The 15,984-nt window shown below is 68.2% G+C and carries 16 protein-coding genes; 9 read left to right on the top strand and 7 right to left on the bottom strand.

Annotation, left to right across the window (positions count from 1 at the left end; genetic code table 11):
• Nucleotides 1-10 precede the first annotated feature (10 nt).
• From AC1DGE_RS14335 to AC1DGE_RS14325, 3 genes are all read right to left on the bottom strand, one after another.
• Nucleotides 11-559 (bottom strand): DUF1990 family protein, encoded by a 549-nt coding sequence (locus tag AC1DGE_RS14335; protein WP_476917662.1) that lies wholly within the window; start codon nucleotides 557-559, stop codon nucleotides 11-13.
• Nucleotides 556-969, bottom strand: coding sequence for an MmcQ/YjbR family DNA-binding protein (locus AC1DGE_RS14330; protein ID WP_441417908.1), 414 nt, complete (start codon nucleotides 967-969; stop codon nucleotides 556-558). The genes AC1DGE_RS14335 and AC1DGE_RS14330 overlap by 4 nt, the downstream gene beginning before the upstream one ends.
• Before the next feature lie 65 nt (nucleotides 970-1,034).
• Nucleotides 1,035-1,460 (bottom strand): CoA-binding protein, encoded by a 426-nt coding sequence (locus AC1DGE_RS14325; RefSeq protein WP_441417909.1) that lies wholly within the window; start codon nucleotides 1,458-1,460, stop codon nucleotides 1,035-1,037.
• Between the two features lie 338 nt (nucleotides 1,461-1,798).
• Here AC1DGE_RS14325 and AC1DGE_RS14320 point away from each other — a divergent pair, with 338 nt between their 5' ends.
• From AC1DGE_RS14320 to AC1DGE_RS14290, 7 genes are all read left to right on the top strand, one after another.
• Nucleotides 1,799-2,659 carry an ABC transporter ATP-binding protein gene (locus tag AC1DGE_RS14320; RefSeq protein WP_441417910.1) on the top strand — a complete coding sequence of 287 codons (861 nt, stop codon included), beginning with the start codon at nucleotides 1,799-1,801 and terminating at the stop codon, nucleotides 2,657-2,659.
• A gap of 123 nt (nucleotides 2,660-2,782) precedes the next feature.
• Nucleotides 2,783-3,838: an aliphatic sulfonate ABC transporter substrate-binding protein gene (locus AC1DGE_RS14315; protein ID WP_476917661.1), complete on the top strand. Its 1,056-nt coding sequence runs from the start codon at nucleotides 2,783-2,785 to the stop codon at nucleotides 3,836-3,838.
• A complete protein-coding gene (locus tag AC1DGE_RS14310) occupies nucleotides 3,838-4,749 on the top strand; it encodes an ABC transporter permease (RefSeq protein WP_476917660.1) in 912 nt (303 codons plus the stop codon). The genes AC1DGE_RS14315 and AC1DGE_RS14310 overlap by 1 nt, the downstream gene beginning before the upstream one ends.
• Nucleotides 4,740-6,845: an acetate--CoA ligase gene (locus AC1DGE_RS14305; protein WP_476917659.1), complete on the top strand. Its 2,106-nt coding sequence runs from the start codon at nucleotides 4,740-4,742 to the stop codon at nucleotides 6,843-6,845. The genes AC1DGE_RS14310 and AC1DGE_RS14305 overlap by 10 nt, the downstream gene beginning before the upstream one ends.
• Nucleotides 6,838-8,055 (top strand): dimethylsulfone monooxygenase SfnG, encoded by a 1,218-nt coding sequence (gene sfnG / locus AC1DGE_RS14300; protein ID WP_476917658.1) that lies wholly within the window; start codon nucleotides 6,838-6,840, stop codon nucleotides 8,053-8,055. Before AC1DGE_RS14305 ends, sfnG begins: the two co-directional genes overlap by 8 nt.
• Nucleotides 8,055-9,410 carry an O-acetylhomoserine aminocarboxypropyltransferase/cysteine synthase family protein gene (locus AC1DGE_RS14295; protein ID WP_476917657.1) on the top strand — a complete coding sequence of 452 codons (1,356 nt, stop codon included), beginning with the start codon at nucleotides 8,055-8,057 and terminating at the stop codon, nucleotides 9,408-9,410. Before sfnG ends, AC1DGE_RS14295 begins: the two co-directional genes overlap by 1 nt.
• The gene (locus AC1DGE_RS14290) at nucleotides 9,407-9,904 is read left to right on the top strand and encodes a CoA-binding protein (RefSeq protein WP_441417916.1); all 498 of its coding nucleotides are present in this window, start codon (nucleotides 9,407-9,409) and stop codon (nucleotides 9,902-9,904) included. Before AC1DGE_RS14295 ends, AC1DGE_RS14290 begins: the two co-directional genes overlap by 4 nt.
• Nucleotides 9,905-10,013: 109 nt before the next feature.
• On the opposite strand, the gene AC1DGE_RS14285 is transcribed toward AC1DGE_RS14290, so the two are convergent.
• The 4 genes from AC1DGE_RS14285 to AC1DGE_RS14270 all read right to left on the bottom strand — a co-directional run bounded on the left by AC1DGE_RS14285 (nucleotide 10,014) and on the right by AC1DGE_RS14270 (nucleotide 13,526).
• Nucleotides 10,014-10,742, bottom strand: coding sequence for a hypothetical protein (locus tag AC1DGE_RS14285; protein ID WP_476917656.1), 729 nt, complete (start codon nucleotides 10,740-10,742; stop codon nucleotides 10,014-10,016).
• Entirely contained in the window at nucleotides 10,739-11,287 is a 549-nt protein-coding gene (locus AC1DGE_RS14280; RefSeq protein ID WP_441417918.1) for an RNA polymerase sigma factor, read from the bottom strand. The genes AC1DGE_RS14285 and AC1DGE_RS14280 overlap by 4 nt, the downstream gene beginning before the upstream one ends.
• Before the next feature lie 88 nt (nucleotides 11,288-11,375).
• Nucleotides 11,376-11,843 carry a hypothetical protein gene (locus AC1DGE_RS14275; RefSeq protein WP_476917655.1) on the bottom strand — a complete coding sequence of 156 codons (468 nt, stop codon included), beginning with the start codon at nucleotides 11,841-11,843 and terminating at the stop codon, nucleotides 11,376-11,378.
• 393 nt (nucleotides 11,844-12,236) lie between these two features.
• Nucleotides 12,237-13,526 carry an adenylosuccinate synthase gene (locus AC1DGE_RS14270; protein WP_441417920.1) on the bottom strand — a complete coding sequence of 430 codons (1,290 nt, stop codon included), beginning with the start codon at nucleotides 13,524-13,526 and terminating at the stop codon, nucleotides 12,237-12,239.
• A gap of 378 nt (nucleotides 13,527-13,904) precedes the next feature.
• On the opposite strand from AC1DGE_RS14270, the gene AC1DGE_RS14265 reads away from it, so the two are divergent.
• Together AC1DGE_RS14265 and AC1DGE_RS14260 are read left to right on the top strand one after the other, a co-directional pair.
• Nucleotides 13,905-15,113: a cobalamin-independent methionine synthase II family protein gene (locus tag AC1DGE_RS14265; protein ID WP_441417921.1), complete on the top strand. Its 1,209-nt coding sequence runs from the start codon at nucleotides 13,905-13,907 to the stop codon at nucleotides 15,111-15,113.
• Nucleotides 15,114-15,309: 196 nt separating this feature from the next.
• The gene (locus AC1DGE_RS14260) at nucleotides 15,310-15,942 is read left to right on the top strand and encodes a uracil-DNA glycosylase family protein (protein ID WP_441417922.1); all 633 of its coding nucleotides are present in this window, start codon (nucleotides 15,310-15,312) and stop codon (nucleotides 15,940-15,942) included.
• Nucleotides 15,943-15,984: the final 42 nt, after the last annotated feature.

Genomic DNA, 15,984 nt, shown 5'->3' with positions numbered 1-15,984 from the left:
TCTGCACCTCTCAGTTCACACCTGCGGCCAGTTCTTGCGCACTCCTAAGGTATCGGGAAGTGACGATCCGGCGCGCCCCGGCGGTGACGGCGCCCCCGGCCGCGTAGAACCAGTTGGCCGGAACCCCGAAAGCGGTGACTTTGATCAGCACGAGACCCTGTGCGTCGAGCGAAATTTCGAACGATTCCTCGCCGCGGACCGGATGCCCGGGCAGGGTCCCGTAGCCGAATCCCGCGGACTGCGGCCCGCCGCCGGCTACGGGTCGGCGCACCCACACCACCTCGCAGGGCGCGTTGATCCGGAACGGGCCGACGCCGAACCCGCTCACCACGCGCGTCCCCGGGCGCACGACGTCGGACTCCGCCCGGACGCGCAACCCGGCGCGCTTGTGCAGTTGCCAGGTCAGCAGGCCCTGCACCGCCCGGCGGTAGGCGGCTTCACCGTCGCCGACGTAGGCCTGGGTGACGAGGCACTCGATCCCGTCCGGCAGGGCGCCGGTCTCGGTGGCGCCGATCCCCGCATAGTTCAGCTCGCCGCTGGCAATCCGCGGCCCGGTCACGGCTGCGCCTCCCCGCGGGCCAGCCGGGCCCAGCCGAGCTGCTCCTGCTGGCGGCGGCTCAGGCCGGCGACCACAAGGTCGTAGGAGTCCTCCACCATGTCGCGGACCATGGAATCCGGCAACGAACCGTCCAGCCGCACCCCGTTCCAGTGCCGCTTGTTCAGGTGCCAGGCGCCGGTAATTTCCGGATGCGCAGCCCGCAACTGTTCGGCGAGCGCGGGTTCGCACTTCAAGCTCACGACCAAGTCCGCGGGGTCCAGTGCGGACAGGGCGAACATCTTGGCCTCGTGCCGCGCCCCGCCGGGCACCGCGGCGCGGACCTTGAAGACCGCGGTATCGGGGCCGAACGGATAGTCCTCGAAGGCGCCCGGGAAGCCCAGGCAAATCCTGCGGAGTGCTGCTGCGTCCATGCTCCCAGCCTAGCCCGGCCGTCAGCGCAGCTACCGGCAGTGGTCGCCGTCGGCGACGGCGGCCGTCAGAGCCCCAAGCGCGGCGCCTCCTGGGCCGGGCACGCGTTCATGACCACGTCCAGGCCGGCCGCCTTGGCACGTGCGGCGGCGGCTTCGTCGATGACGCCCAGCTGCAGCCAGAGAGCCTTCGCTCCGACGGCTATCGCCTGGTCCACCACGTCGCCCACCCTGTGCGAATTCACGAAGCAGTCCACGACGTCGAGCGGTTGCTTGGCCGCCGGAATGTCGGACAGCCTGGCGTAGCCCGTCTCGCCGTGTACCGGGTCGGCCGGAAGATTGACCGGGATGATCTCCATGCCGAGCCGGTCGCGGATATACAGCGACGTGTCATAGGCGGCGCGCCACTCGTTGGTGGTCAGGCCCACGATCGCCCACCTGCCCTTGGTGCGCAGGAGCCGTTCGATAACCGCGGGGTCGTTCACATGGGTCATGTAGACAGCCTATGGCCGACCACTGACTGGGCCGTGCCGCACCGGGCCGCCCGGGCCGCATTTCGAACAATCGACCGGCAGCCCGTGCAACGCGGGCAGGTGTCCGAATATTACGCGCCGGATTTGGGGGAAATCGGTGATTCCGTTTTAGTGGGTAGTGACCATCCCGAGCGGCCGAGAGACCTGGATCGATGAAGCCGCAGCAACCCTGGTCGTCGGAGTTCCTCCCCGGAACCCGCCGATAGCAAGGTAGCGAGCCACGGGAACGGCCGGACTGACCACCCGTGCCGGAGGCTCGTTCCGTAGGGTGCTACTGCCAGGACCGATGGAGTACTCCTATGACTGCTGTCCTGTCCCCCTCCGCAACTGTCGCGTCCGCGGACGCCTCCGCCGGGGAAACCACCCGCACGCCCGCGCTGCCGGTGTCCTTCCGCGGCCTGCGCCGAGCGTTCGGTTCCGGCAGCGAGGCCCACACCGTGCTCCGCGACGTGGACTTCGATGTCCTGGCCGGTGAAGTCCTCGCCATCCTGGGCACGTCCGGCTGCGGCAAGTCCACCCTGCTGCGCGCCACCGCCGGCCTCGATGCCCCCAGTGCCGGCGCCGTCGAGATCGACGGCGTCCAGGTACAGGGTGTGGATGCGCGCTGCGCCTTCGCCTTCCAGGAGCCGCGCCTGCTGCCCTGGCACACCCTGCAGGCCAACATCGCCATCGGCCTGCCCACCGGTGTCAGCGCCAGGGACGGCAAGGCCAAGGTCGCCCGGCTCCTTGAACTCGTGGGCCTGCAGGATTTCGCCAAGCACCGGCCGCGCGAGGTCTCCGGCGGCATGGCCCAGCGTGCCTCCCTGGCCCGCGCCCTGGCGCGCAACCCGGGCGTCCTGCTGCTCGACGAACCCTTCGGCGCCCTCGACGCCCTGACCCGGATCAAGATGCAGGACCTGCTGCTGCAGGTCCACCGGGCGGAGCCCACCACCGTGCTGCTGGTGACCCACGACGTCGACGAAGCCCTCCAGCTGGCCGACCGCATCATCGTCCTCGGCAAGGAACCAGCCCGCGCAACCGAATCCGGCACCCCGGCGCCGGGCGCGACGATTGTCCGCACCGTCGTCGTCCCCGGCGAACGTCCCCGGGACCGGGCTTCCGCGGAGTTGGCCCGAATGCGGGCCTCGCTCCTGGCCAGCCTCGGCGTCGACGGCCACTAACCACCCACCGCTCCCCGGACAACCGGCCGCGGGCCGCGCCACAGCCAGAGCCTGCCGCGCCGGCCCGCCCCACCGTCCTTCCCCTCCTCCGCATCCGCATCCACCGTTCTCAAAGGAACCTCCATGCCCTTCGCCCGCAAGACCAACCACCGCTCCGCCACCCGCCGCTCGGTCCTCACGGCCGCGGCCGTCTCCGCCGCCCTGGCCCTCACCGGCTGCGTCGCCGGCGAGGGTTCCGGCAAGCCCGCAGCAAGCGGCGCCGCCGGGACCGCCGCACTGAACATCGATTTCGCGACCTACAACCCGTTGAGCCTCGTGATCAAGAAGAAAGGCTGGCTCGAGACAGCGTTGAAGGACCAGGGCGTCACCGTCAACTGGGTCCAGTCCGCCGGCTCGAACAAGGCCAACGAGGCGCTGCGGTCCGGCGCGATCGACGTCGGCTCCACCGCCGGCTCGGCTGCCCTCCTGGCCAAGGCCAACGGATCGCCGATCAAGGCGATTGACATCTTCTCGCAGCCGGAGTGGGCGGCGCTCGTAACCAAGCCGGGCTCCGGCATCAGCACGGTGGCCGACCTCAAGGGCAAGTCGGTGGCGGCCACCAAGGGCACCGACCCGTACTTCTTCCTGCTGCAGTCGCTCTCCGAAGCCGGCCTGTCCGCAAAGGACGTGACCGTGCAGAACCTGCAGCACGCCGACGGCCGTGCGGCGCTGGATAACGGCTCGGTGGATGCGTGGTCCGGGCTCGACCCGATCATGGCCGGGGCCGAGCAGAAGGGCGCCAAGCTCTTCTACCGGAATCTATCCTTCAACACCTACGGCTTCCTGAACGCCACCGAATCCTTCCTGAAGGAGAAGCCCAAGCAGGCGCAGGCCGTCGTCAACGCCTACGAGAAGGCGCGTGCCTGGGCGGCGGCCAACCCGGAGGAAACCGCACAGATCCTCGCCGACGCMGCCGGCCTGGACCTCGCCGTCGCGAAGACCGTGGTGCTGCAGCGCAGCAACCTCGATGTCAACCCGGCGCCGGGCGAGGCCCAGCGCAAGGTGCTGGCGAAGATCGGCCCGACCTTCGTGGAAACCGGGGACGTTGCAAGCCAGAAGCAGATCGACGACGCCGTCGCCTCGCTTCTCGATGACTCGCTGGTGAAGAAGGCGGACGCGTCCGCCATCAAGGATTCCTGATGACCCACCTCGGAAATCCCTACCTCACCGGCAACAACGTTGCGGACGGGCGCGCTGCAGCCGTCCCCGCAACTCCGGCAGACGCCGCCCAGCCGGACTCCCCCGTCACGGGTGGAGGCGGCTCCCCGGCGAACGGATGGTCCCCCGCCGGGATCCTGGCCAACGGCTGGGCGCGTCTGCTCCTTGGATTGATCATTCCCGCTGCGATGCTGGCCGCCTGGCAGCTCTCCACGGCCGCCGGGGTGTTCAGCGTGGTCCAGCTTCCGCCGCCGGCCATGGTGTTGGAGGCCGGCCTAGACCTGCTCCAGCGCGGCCAACTCGGCCAGCACATCGCGATCTCCACCCAGCGCGTGCTGATCGGCTTCGCGGCCGGCGCGGCGCTGGGACTGGTGTTTGGGTCCCTGGTGGGCCTGTCCCGGCTCGCGGATGCCCTGCTCGCGCCCACCATCGGCGCACTCCGGGCCGTCCCGTCGCTGGCCTGGGTGCCGTTGCTGATCCTCTGGATGAAGATCGGCGAGGACTCCAAGATCACCCTGATCCTGATCGGCGCGTTCTTCCCGGTCTTCACCACGGTCTCACTCGCGCTGCGTCACGTGGACCGGAACCTGGTCGAAGCGGCGCGGGCTTTCGGGCTCAAGGGCGTGAAGCTGCTGACCACGGTCCAGCTCCCGGCGGTCGTGCCGGCCGTGTTCTCCGGGCTCCGGCTCGCGCTGGCCCAGGCCTGGCTGTTCCTGGTCGCCGCCGAACTCATCGCCTCCTCAATGGGGCTCGGTTTCCTGCTGACGGATTCGCAGAACAACGGCCGCACGGACCGGCTGCTGCTGGCGATCGTGCTGCTGGCCGTGATCGGTAAGGTCACCGACGCCCTGCTGGGCCTCGCCGAGAAATGGGCGGTGAAACGATGGGCGTAGCTACCGAGACAGCACCGGCCAGTCTCCCCTCCACCGGGGAAGGGCGCATCGCGTTTTGGGAGGCGGCCGCCCTCCGGCTCGACTGGGCGGACGGGCCGGGCCAGGACAAGCCCTGGCACACCGCGCACCGCTGCGTCCCGGCCGACGCCTCGGCGGGCATGGGCCCGCAGATCAGCTGGTTCGACGGCGGGAAGCTCAATGTCGCCTACAACTGCGTCGACCGTCATGTAGCGGCGGGACGCGGCGACAAGGTGGCACTGCATTTCGAGGGCGAGCCCGGCGACCGCCGCACCATCACTTACGCCGAACTGCAGCGCGACGTGGGCAAGGCCGCCAACGCCCTGCTGGAGCTCGGCATCGCCAAGGGCGACCGGGTGGTCATTTACCTTCCGGTGATCCCCGAAACGGTGATCATCACCCTGGCCGTGGCCCGGATCGGCGCCATCCACTCGCTCGTGTTCGGCGGTTTCTCGGCCGAGGCGCTCAAGTTCCGGGTGGAAGACACGGGCGCCAAGCTGCTGGTCACCACCGACGGGCAGTTCCGCCGCGGCGTCGCCGTGCCGGTGAAGGCGAACGCGGACGCGGCCGTCGCCGGGGACAACGCTATCGAACACGTCCTGGTGGTCAACCGCACCACCGCGCCGGAACACCTGGCCGCCGTCCCGATGGCCGCAGGCCGTGACGTGTGGTGGCACGACGCAGTCGGGGCCGCCTCCGACGTCCACAAACCCGAGGCGTTCGACGCCGAGACACCCCTGTTCATCATGTACACCTCCGGAACCACCGGAAAGCCCAAGGGCCTGGTCCACACCTCCGGCGGCTACCTCACGCAGGCGTCCTGGAGCTTCGAGCACCTCTTCAGCAACCCGGACCCGGCCCTCCGCGACCGGGACGTCCACTGGTGCACGGCGGACCTGGCCTGGGTCACCGCCCACACCTACGAGCTCTACGGCCCGCTCTCCAACGGCGCCACGCAGGTGATCTTCGAGGGCACGCCCAACACCCCGCACCCGGGCCGGCACTTCGAAATCATCGAACGCTACGGCGTCACGCAGTACTACACCGCCCCCACCCTGGTCCGGTCGCTGATGGGCTGGTTCCCGGACGGCGTCCCGGCCGGCTACGACCTCTCCTCCATCCGTCTGCTGGGCACCGTCGGCGAAGCCGTCAACCCCGAGGCATGGCGCTGGTTCCGGGAGAACGTGGGCGCCGGCACGGCGCCGGTGGTGGACACCTGGTGGCAGTCCGAAACCGGCGCCACCATCCTCTCCCCCGCCCCGACGGACACCGACTTCAAACCCGGCTGCGCGGCCCGGCCGCTGCCCGGCGTCGGCACCCGCATCGTGGACGAGGCGGGCAACACCGTCCCGCCCGGAGTCCAGGGCTTCATCGTGGTGGACGCCCCCGGCCCCGCCATCGCCCGGACCGTGTGGGGCAACCCGCAACGCTACTTCGATTCCTACTGGCGCCAGTACGCCGAGCAAGGCTGGTTCCTCGCCGGCGACGGCGCCAAGTACGACGACGACGGCGACATCTGGATCCTCGGGCGGGTGGACGACACCCTCAACGTCTCCGGGCACCTGCTCTCCACGATCGAGATCGAATCTGCCCTCGTCTCGCACCCGGACGTCGTGGAGGCCGGCGTCTGCCCGGTCGCCGACCCGAAGACCGGGCACGCGATTGTGGCGTTCGTTGTGCTTCGGGAATCGGCGATGATCCCCTCCCGCCGCTTAGCGTTCCCGGACTCCCCCGAGCTCGCAAGCTCGCCCGGGGACCCCGGTCCGATCACTTCACTCGCTCGTTCCTCGCTCGCGCGATGCGCGGCTACGGAGGAAATCACCGCCGATTTGAAGGCTTGGGTCGGAGAAAGGATCGGGCCGATCGCGAAGCCGCGCGACGTCGTCGTCGTTCCCGACGTGCCGAAGACCCGCAGCGGCAAGATCATGCGCCGGTTGCTGACGCAACTGTTCGAAGGAACCACGCTCGGCGACACGACCTCCCTGCAGAATGAACCGTCGATCGCCGGCATCCAGACCGTCCTGCGCGACCGCAATAACACCAGAAATACCCCAGAAGTAAGGAACACCAATGACTGACACCAGCAGCGTCGCCCGTCTTTCCGAACCCCTGAAGTTCGCCTACTGGGTCCCCAACGTCTCCGGCGGCCTGGTGGTGTCCACCATCGAACAGCGCACCGGCTGGGACTTCGAGTACAACAAGAAGCTGGCCCGGATCGCCGAGAACTCCGGCTTTGAATACGCACTGACCCAGACCCGCTACGCCGCCTCCTACGGCGCGGACAAGCAGCACGAGGCCACCTCGTTCAGCCTCGCCCTGCTGGCCGCCACCGAGCGGCTCAAAGTGATCTCCGCCGTCCACCCGGGCATGTGGCACCCCGGCGTGCTGGCTAAATTCATCATCACCGCGGACCACATCTCCAACGGCCGCGCCGCCGTGAACATCGTTTCCGGCTGGCTCAAGGCCGAATTCGAGAACTTCGGCCTCGAATGGCTCGAACACGACGAGCGCTACGTCCGGACCGAGGAGTTCATCCGCGTGCTCCGCGGGCTGTGGACCGAGCAGGAGTACAGCCAGTCCGGCAAGTACTACAACATCACCGACTTCACCCTGCAGCCGGCCCCCGTGGATGTGCCCGGGCGGGCGCACCCGGAGATCTTCTTCGGCGGCAACTCCACCGCGGCCCAGGCCACGGCAGGCCGGGTCGCGGACTGGTACTTCTCCAACGGCAAGGACCTGGAAGGCTTCAAGGAGAACATCGCCGGCGTGGTTGCCGCTGCCGGTGACACCGGGCGCGGTGCCCAGGGAACCCTCCCGGCAGTTCTCCCCTCCCCCAGGTTCGGCCTAAACGGCTTCGTCATCGCCCGCGACTCCGAGAAGGAAGCCCGCGACACCCTGCGCGAGATCGTCGAGAAGGCGCACAGGCCCGCCGTCGAGGGCTTCCGCGCCGCCGTCCAGGAGGCCGGCGCGTCCACCAAGGACGGCAAGGGTATGTGGGCCGACTCCAGCTTCGAGGACCTGGTCCAGTACAACGACGGTTTCAAGACCCAGCTGATCGGTACCCCGGAGCAGATCGCCGAGCGGATTGTGGAGTACAAGAAGATCGGCGTGAACCTCTTCCTCACCGGCTACCTGCACTTCCAGGAGGAGGTCGCCGCGTTCGGTGCGGACATCCTGCCGATCGTGCGCGAACTCGAGGCGGACCTCGCGCGCAAGCACGGCGTCGAGCTCGACCTGTCCGGCACCCCGGCCGCATCCGGCACTGCCAACAAGCTGGTGAACGCGTAATGGCTGACCGCAAGTTCGGTTTCCGCACCCGCGCCCTGCACGCCGGCGCCACGCCCGACGCCGAACACGGCGCCCGGGCCGTGCCGATCTACCAGACGACGTCGTTCGTGTTCAAGGACACCCAGGACGCCGCCAACCTGTTCGCGCTGCAGAAATACGGCAACATCTACTCCCGGATCGGCAACCCCACGGTGGCCGCGTTTGAAGAGCGCATCGCCTCGCTGGAGGGCGGCATCGGCGCGGTGGCCACATCCTCTGGCATGGCCGCGGAGTTCATTACCTTCGCCGCGCTCACCCAGTCCGGCGACCACATTGTGGCGGCATCCCAGCTTTACGGCGGCACGGTGACTCAGCTGGACGTCACGCTGCGCCGCTTCGGGGTGGACACCACGTTCGTGGCCGGCACCGACCCGGCGGACTACGCCGCCGCAGTCCGGGACAACACCAAGGCGATCTTCGTCGAGGTGGTGGCCAACCCCTCGTCGGAGGTCCAGGACCTTGAGGGGCTGGCCAAGGTTGCACACGACGCCGGCATCCCGCTCGTCGTCGACGCCACCTTGAGCACCCCGTACCTGGTTCGGCCGATCGAGCACGGCGCGGACATTGTGATCCACTCCGCCACGAAGTTCCTCGGCGGCCACGGCACCACCCTCGGCGGCGTCATCGTCGAAAGCGGCCGCTTCAACTGGGGGAACGGCAAGTTCCCCACCATGACCGAACCGGTGGCCTCCTACGGCAACGTCTCCTGGTGGGGGAACTTCGGSGAGTACGGCTTCCTCACCAAGCTGCGCTGCGAGCAGCTGCGCGACATCGGACCCGCACTGTCCCCCCAGTCGGCGTTCCAGCTGCTGCAGGGCGTGGAGACGCTCCCGCAACGCCTGGACGAGCACCTCAGGAACGCCCAAGCGGTGGCCGAATGGCTTGAAGCCGACGAGCGGGTGGCCTACGTGAACTATTCCGGCCTGCCCTCGCACCCGCACTTCGACCGGGCCCGGAAGTACCTGCCGCTGGGCCCCGGCTCGGTGTTCTCCTTCGGCGTCAAGGGCGGCCGAGCCGCGGGCCAGAAGTTCATCGAGTCCCTGCAACTGGCCTCGCACTTGGCCAACGTGGGCGACTCGCGGACCCTGGTGATCCACCCCGGCTCCACGACCCACCAGCAGCTCAGCCCGGCGCAGCTCGAATCCGCCGGCATCCCGGAGGACCTCGTCAGGATTTCGATCGGCCTCGAGGACATCGAGGACATCCTCTGGGACCTCGACCAGGCCCTGGACGCGGCAACCGAAGAGCCAGCCCCGGACACATCGGCCGGGGAAGTCCTTCCCGCGGATATCTGCACGATCGGAGCAAACGCATGAGCACCGAAGAAACCCGTACCTGGACCGGCCCGTCGGCGCCCGAGCGGTTGGCCCTGCTGCGCCAGGCCAAGTCGATCGCGATTGTGGGCGCCTCGGACAAGCCGTCGCGGGCGAGCTACTTCGTCGCGACCTACCTGCAGTCCTCGACCCGCTACAAGGTCTACTTCGTGAACCCGGTGGTGAAGGAGATCCTGGGCGAGCCGACGTACGCTTCGCTCGCTGACCTGCCGGAAAGCCCGGACATCGTCGACGTGTTCCGCAAGCATGATGACCTGCCCGGCGTGCTGGACGAGGCCATCGCCGCGGGCGCCAAGACGCTCTGGCTGCAGCTGGGCTCGTGGCACGAGGACGTCGCGAAGGAAGCCGAAGCGGCCGGACTCGACGTCGTGATGGACCGCTGTGTGAAGATCGAGCACGCCCGCTTCCACGGCGGCCTGCACCTGGCGGGCTTCGACACCGGTGTCATCTCCTCCAAGCGGCAGGTCCTCGCCTAAACGAGGCCCCTTAACCCAACTAGCTCGCAGTTGTTGTCGTATTGAGCACTCAAAACGACAACAACTGCGAGCTACTTGGGTTAACCGGGATGCCCAGGCGGCGCGACCGCTACGGCTTGGCGGTGGGGAAAGCCGTCGGAAGCCCGGGAAGTGCGGGGGACGTCGGCAGCGGCCCGGGTACGAGGCCCCGGCCGTTCTGGCCCTGGGAGCCGGGCTTTACGGGCCGGTGTCCCGGCATCGGAAGAACTCCGCCGCGGCCGACGGCGGGAGGAGTAGCGACGGGGCCGGCATGCTTCGGGACCTGCGCTGTTGCCGGGGCCGAGGGCGCCGCCGGACCAGCCAGGGACGGAGACGTGCCAGCCGGCACCGGAACCGGGGCCGCCGGCAGATTCGAGGGCGTGCCGCCGGAAGGGGCAGGGGTGCGGCTGGGTGCGGCGGGGTGGAAGATAACGCCGAGGGTGTGGCCCACATTCTCACGGAAGTCGTGGCTGGAGGCCGCCACGGCGCCGGCGCCGAGGCTCATTGCACCGATTACGGCGCCACCAATCAGGGCCATCCGGCGTTTGTGGCCGCGCCGCCGGTCCGCCAGGCTGCTCACACCGGCGGGAAGGTCGTCGGCGGAGCGGGCCGGAAGGTCGTCGGCGGAGCGGGCCACCGCATCAGCTGAACCGGCGGAGAGCAGCGCGGCAAGGTCGGCGCGGGGCGCCGGTGCCTGCTCCGGCACCAGGGCCTGCAGCTGCTCGAGGGTGCTGCGGAGTTCGGCGGCAGCTTCGAGGCCGGAGTCACGGAGCATCGCCTGGATGCTGCCATCCTGCTGGGGGTCGCGCGTGCCGGTCATGATGCTGCGTGGTCCTTTTCGGTTACAAGTTCGCGCAGGGCACTGAGCCCGCGCCGCTGAAGCTGTTTGATGGCACCCGGGGTCTTACCCATGATGCCGGCCACCTGATCGATGGAGAGGTCTGCGACGATCCGCAGGACCAGGACTTCCCGCTGCTCTTCGTTGAGCCGGGCAAGTGTGTGGGACAGGCCGCCCAGGGAACCAAGCGCCTCGTCCTCCGCGGAAGCGGAACACCGCGCGTCGTTCAGCGGGTCATATTCGGCCAGGTACGGTGTGCGTTCGGCGCGCCGGTGGTGGTCGACCAGCCGGGCATGGGCGACGGAGAAGATGAAGGTCCGCAACCCGGTGTGGCCGCCGGTGACGTTGGCCAGTCTCGGCAGAACGTCCACGAAGACGTCCTGGGTGAGGGCCTCGGCGTCGTCAACGCCCTTGGCCCGGAAGTAGCCGAGCACCGCCGGGGAGATCACGGTGTAGACGGCGCTGAATCCTGACGGGTCGCCAGCCAGAGCTGCTGACAGTTCATCGTCGCTCAGCTGGTCTGCCAAGAGGCTTTCCTTCCGTTACTGCAGGGGGTGCGGCCCCCGATAGTCTAGCGGCCGCACCCCGTCGCCTCCGAAGAGAGGCGTTTGGTGCTTACTTGTCGAGCTTGGGCTGCTCAACCGACGGAACAGCCGGCACGGCCTTGACAGCCGGGGCGCCCTTGGCGGCGGGAACGGCCGGGGTGGCGACGGTTACGCCGGCGTGGGCCTTGGCCTCGGCAGCGCCCTTGGCATTGGCGGCACCGTCGACGGCAACGCCGTCGTTGTCAGCGGACACGGAGCCCTCAGCGGCACCCTCGACGTCGGCGTCGCCCTTGGCGGACCCGTCAGCGTTCGGGGTAGCGGGAACGGCCGGAACGGCCGGGGTGGCGGGTGCGTCGGGCAGTTCCGTGTTAGCCGGAACAGCCGGAACAGCGGGGGTGGCGGGCGTAGCGTGGTTCACTTCAGCCTGCTGGGTGCTGGACGTCTGGGCCGCGTTGGCCAGGCCGATTCCGGAGAAACCTCCGACCGCGAGAATCGCGGCGCCGACAGCAATCTTGGTGGTCTTGCTAACACTCTTCATGTAAAACGTACATCCTTTGGTTGGTTGAAGGCTGGCCGGCGCCTGATGGGGGCAGGCGCCAGCCAGCACTTACGGTCGAAGTCCTGTCGGCACCTGATGGGGCAGGTGCCCGTCGGATCTCTCTCGAAGTCCCCGGCGCCTGATGGGGGCAGGCGCCGGTCGGATCTTCAGCTACAAGGCCGGCCGGACCTGGTGGGGGGACCAGGGCTCCGGGCGGCGCTTACAAAGGAGTAATCGCTGGGGCACACCGAAAGGTTACGCATCGATGAGAATTTCTTTTTTGTTTTTTGGGCGGCCCCCGCGACGGTCCCGAACTGCGGCTTTAACGACGACGGCGGCGGGCCACCATTGCAGGTGACCCGCCGCCGCCGTCGTGCGTCGGTTGCTGAAGCGTCAGTCGTTGATGAGGTCGTTGACCACGATCGTCTGGTCGCGGTCCGGGCCGACGCCGATCGCGGAGAACCGGGTGCCGGAGAGTTTTTCCAGGGCCAGCACGTAGTTCCGGGCGTTCTCCGGCAGGTCGTCCAGGGTGCGGGCGCCGGTGATGTCCTCGGTCCAGCCCTCGAAGTACTCGAAAATCGGCTTGGCGTGGTGGAACTCGGTCTGGGTCATCGGCATTTCGTCGTGGCGGACGCCGTCGACGTCGTAGGCCACGCAAACGGGGATCTGCTCGATGCCGGTGAGCACGTCCAGTTTGGTCACGAAGTAGTCCGTGAAGCCGTTCACTCGGGAGGCGTGGCGCGCCAGGACGGCGTCGTACCAGCCGCAACGGCGCGGACGGCCGGTGTTAACGCCGAACTCGCCGCCGGTCTTCTGCAGGTACAGGCCCATCTCATCGAACAGCTCCGTGGGGAACGGTCCGGCGCCGACACGGGTGGTGTAGGCCTTGATGATGCCGATGGAGCGCGAGATCCGGGTGGGGCCGATGCCCGAGCCCACGGAGGCTCCGCCCGCGGTGGGGTTCGAGGAGGTCACGAACGGGTAGGTGCCGTGGTCGACGTCGAGGAACGTGGCCTGGCCGCCCTCCATGAGGACCACCTTGCCCTCGTCCAGGGCCTTGTTCAGCACGAAGGTGCTGTCGATGACCAGCGGGCGCAGGCGTTCGGCGAAGGACAGGAAGTAGTCCACGATCTCGTCCACCTCGATGTCCCGGCGGTTGTAGACCTTGACCAGCAGTTCGTTCTTCTGCCGCAGCGAGCCTTCGACCTTCTGCCGCAGGATGGAGGCGTCGAACACATCCTGGACGCGGATGCCGAGGCGGGCCACCTTGTCCATGTAGGCGGGGCCGATGCCGCGGCCGGTGGTGCCGATGGCGCGGCTGCCGAGGAACCGTTCGGTGACCTTGTCCAGCACCTGGTGGTACGGCGCCACGAGGTGGGCGTTGGCGGAGACGCGCAGCTTGGAGGTGTCCGCGCCGCGGGCTTCGAGGCCATCGATCTCCTGGAACAGGGCTTCAAGGTTCACCACGCAACCGTTGCCGATCACCGGGACTGCGTTCGGGCTCAGGATGCCAGCAGGAAGGAGCTTCAGCTCATACTTCTCACCGCCCACGACGACGGTGTGCCCGGCGTTGTTGCCGCCGTTGGGCTTCACGACGTAGTCGACACGGCCGCCGAGCAGGTCGGTGGCCTTACCTTTGCCTTCGTCGCCCCATTGGGCTCCGACGATCACGATTGCTGGCATGGGATCCTCCCCCATTCGTTCGGGCCGGACTGTGTGTGATCCACCAGGTGGTCACCGCAGCTCAGCACCGTTCATGAGAATGCCCCGGATCTACCGCTGTGCTCTTACCATCAACGCCAGAGTCCGGGGCTCTTACCACCCAAGTTTAGCCGAAATCGGTGGCCGGCACCGTTTTTGCTCCCCGCGTGGACACTGCGACACATAGCGGGCACGACTTGCGGCAAAGGCGTGGGTGGAATTAAGTGAGAGTGACCATCCCGAGCGGCCGAGGGACCTGGACCGTTGACGCCGCAGCAACCCTGCCGGACTCAGCCTGCCTCCGTGGCCGGCCTGCCAGCGAGGGTGCTACCGCCAGGACCGATGGAAGGAAACCGCGCCATGTCCCAGAACACCGACCACATCCGCGTCACCCACGCCGGCTCATTGCCCCGGACGCCGGAGCTCATCGCCGCGAACGAGGCCAAGGAAGCCGACGGCGTCACCCCCGAGTTCCTGGATCTGCTGGAGACCTCGGTGGTGGACGTCGTGCAGCGCCAGAAGGATCTGGGCGTCGACATCCCCAACGACGGCGAGTACGGCCACACCATGTCCAGCACGGTGGACTACGGCGCCTGGTGGAACTACTCCTTCTCCCGGCTCGGCGGACTGGAACCCACCGAGGTGGACCGCTGGGCCGACGCCAAGGTCCACCGTTCCTCGCCCGGCCACATCGTCCTCACCTCGTTCCCGGACCGCCGTGACCGGCAAAAGTTCAACGACGCGTACAACGACCCCTCCTCCGGGATCCTGGCCCACCGCAAAGCCGTCACACAGCCAAAAATCGCCGGGCCACTGACGTACACCGGCCAGGCGCTCGTGGCCTCGGACATCACCAACCTCAAGACCGGCCTGGCCGCGGCCGGCCTCACCGAGGGGTTCGTCGCCTCCCTCTCCCCCGGCTCCTGCGCCCGCGTCGCCAACGAGTACTACCAGAGCGATGAGGAACTCCTCTACGCCTGCGCCGATGCCATGCGCGAGGAATACAAGGCCATCATCGACGCCGGCCTGACCGTCCAGCTCGACGACCCCTCCCTGGCCGAGAGCTGGGACCAGATCAACCCCGAGCCAAGCCTCGAGGACTACCTGAAGTTCATCCAGCTCCGGGTCGAAGCCACCAACTGGGCGCTGCGCGACCTCCCGCAGGACCAGATCCGGCTGCACGTGTGCTGGGGATCCTGGCACGGACCGCACACCACGGACATCCCCTTCGCGGACATCATCGGCTCCGTCCTGCAGATCAACGCCGGCGCCTACTCCTTCGAGGCGGCCAACGTGCGGCACGAGCATGAATGGCGGGTCTGGGAGGACACCAAGCTTCCCGAGGGAAAGTCGATCATCCCCGGCGTCGTCTCCCACGCCACCAACGTCGTGGAGCACCCGGACCTGGTGGCGGACCGGATCGTGCGCTTCGCGGACCTGGTGGGCCGCGAAAACGTGATTGCGTCCACGGACTGCGGCCTCGGCGGCCGCGTCCATCCACAGATCGCCTATGCCAAGCTCGAAGCGCTCGGGGAAGGCGCACGGCGGGCCAGCAAGCGGCTCTGGTAGCCGGACCGGGCCGGCCGGCCGCTGCCGGCCCGGGCAACTCGCCGGACATTTCGCGGGGCTTGATAGACTGGTAGAGACCGAACAGGAATCGGTCCACACCACATTTTCAAACCACTCCGGCCTCCGCGCGCCCTGTCTTTGGCGTGCCAGCAGCCGGTCTGGCAGCTTTACCAATCCGCAGGAGACCCAGCAATACATGACAGCCCTGGCCACTGAAAATTTCCGCGAACAGCTCCTGAGCCGCCGTTACGAAGCTAACGTCGCGCCGGTCAACGAACTGTGCGACGCACTGCAGACCGCCAAAGCTGGCACCACGGTCCCCTACGTGGATCCCGCCCACGACATCGACGAGTGCCGCATCATCAGCCTGTACTCCAACATCGGCACGGCGGATCCGTCCGGCTTCATCACGGCCGGGGACGAGGAAGCTGCCACCCGCATGCTCGGCATCCAGTGGAAGCTGGGCCTGCGCCCGGAGTTCGTCATGCCGTGGAACGTCCACCCGTGGCACGTGGGCGAGGAGCCGAACGGCAAGTTCACCCCGGACCAGATCTCGGCCGGCCTCAAGCCGTTGCTGAAGTTCCTCGCCCTGGTGCCGCGCGCGTCCGTCATTGTGGCGCACGGAACCGAAGCCAACCGCCTGGCCAACCTGCTGCTCAAGACCGAGGTGCCGATGATCTGGCGCCGCGGCCTGAAGACGTACAAGGTCCGCTCGCTTAGCGGCCGCGCGTTCGCCGGCACCCCGGCCCGCCAGGAGCAGTACCTCGAGGACATGCGCGTCGCCTACGCCGACGCCATGGCCCGCACCGGACTGGCCAAGGCCAGCTGACCCACCCGCGTTAACGACGGCGGGCGCCCACCGAAAGGTGAG

It is taken from the genome of Arthrobacter sp. 05N425 (genome assembly GCF_056397125.1).
The sequence above is the reverse complement of the archived record's forward strand: the minus strand, read 5'-3'. Positions and strand labels throughout refer to the sequence as shown.

Coding starts and splice junctions, on each gene's coding strand:
- AC1DGE_RS14260 (WP_441417922.1), top strand. CDS start 15,310: ATGACAGCCCTGGCCACTGAAAATTTCCGCGAACAGCTCCTGAGCCGC.
- AC1DGE_RS14265 (WP_441417921.1), top strand. CDS start 13,905: ATGTCCCAGAACACCGACCACATCCGCGTCACCCACGCCGGCTCATTG.
- AC1DGE_RS14275 (WP_476917655.1), bottom strand. CDS start 11,843: ATGAAGAGTGTTAGCAAGACCACCAAGATTGCTGTCGGCGCCGCGATT.
- AC1DGE_RS14320 (WP_441417910.1), top strand. CDS start 1,799: ATGACTGCTGTCCTGTCCCCCTCCGCAACTGTCGCGTCCGCGGACGCC.
- AC1DGE_RS14310 (WP_476917660.1), top strand. CDS start 3,838: ATGACCCACCTCGGAAATCCCTACCTCACCGGCAACAACGTTGCGGAC.
- AC1DGE_RS14305 (WP_476917659.1), top strand. CDS start 4,740: ATGGGCGTAGCTACCGAGACAGCACCGGCCAGTCTCCCCTCCACCGGG.
- sfnG (WP_476917658.1), top strand. CDS start 6,838: ATGACTGACACCAGCAGCGTCGCCCGTCTTTCCGAACCCCTGAAGTTC.
- AC1DGE_RS14330 (WP_441417908.1), bottom strand. CDS start 969: ATGGACGCAGCAGCACTCCGCAGGATTTGCCTGGGCTTCCCGGGCGCC.
- AC1DGE_RS14325 (WP_441417909.1), bottom strand. CDS start 1,460: ATGACCCATGTGAACGACCCCGCGGTTATCGAACGGCTCCTGCGCACC.
- AC1DGE_RS14290 (WP_441417916.1), top strand. CDS start 9,407: ATGAGCACCGAAGAAACCCGTACCTGGACCGGCCCGTCGGCGCCCGAG.
- AC1DGE_RS14270 (WP_441417920.1), bottom strand. CDS start 13,526: ATGCCAGCAATCGTGATCGTCGGAGCCCAATGGGGCGACGAAGGCAAA.
- AC1DGE_RS14285 (WP_476917656.1), bottom strand. CDS start 10,742: ATGACCGGCACGCGCGACCCCCAGCAGGATGGCAGCATCCAGGCGATG.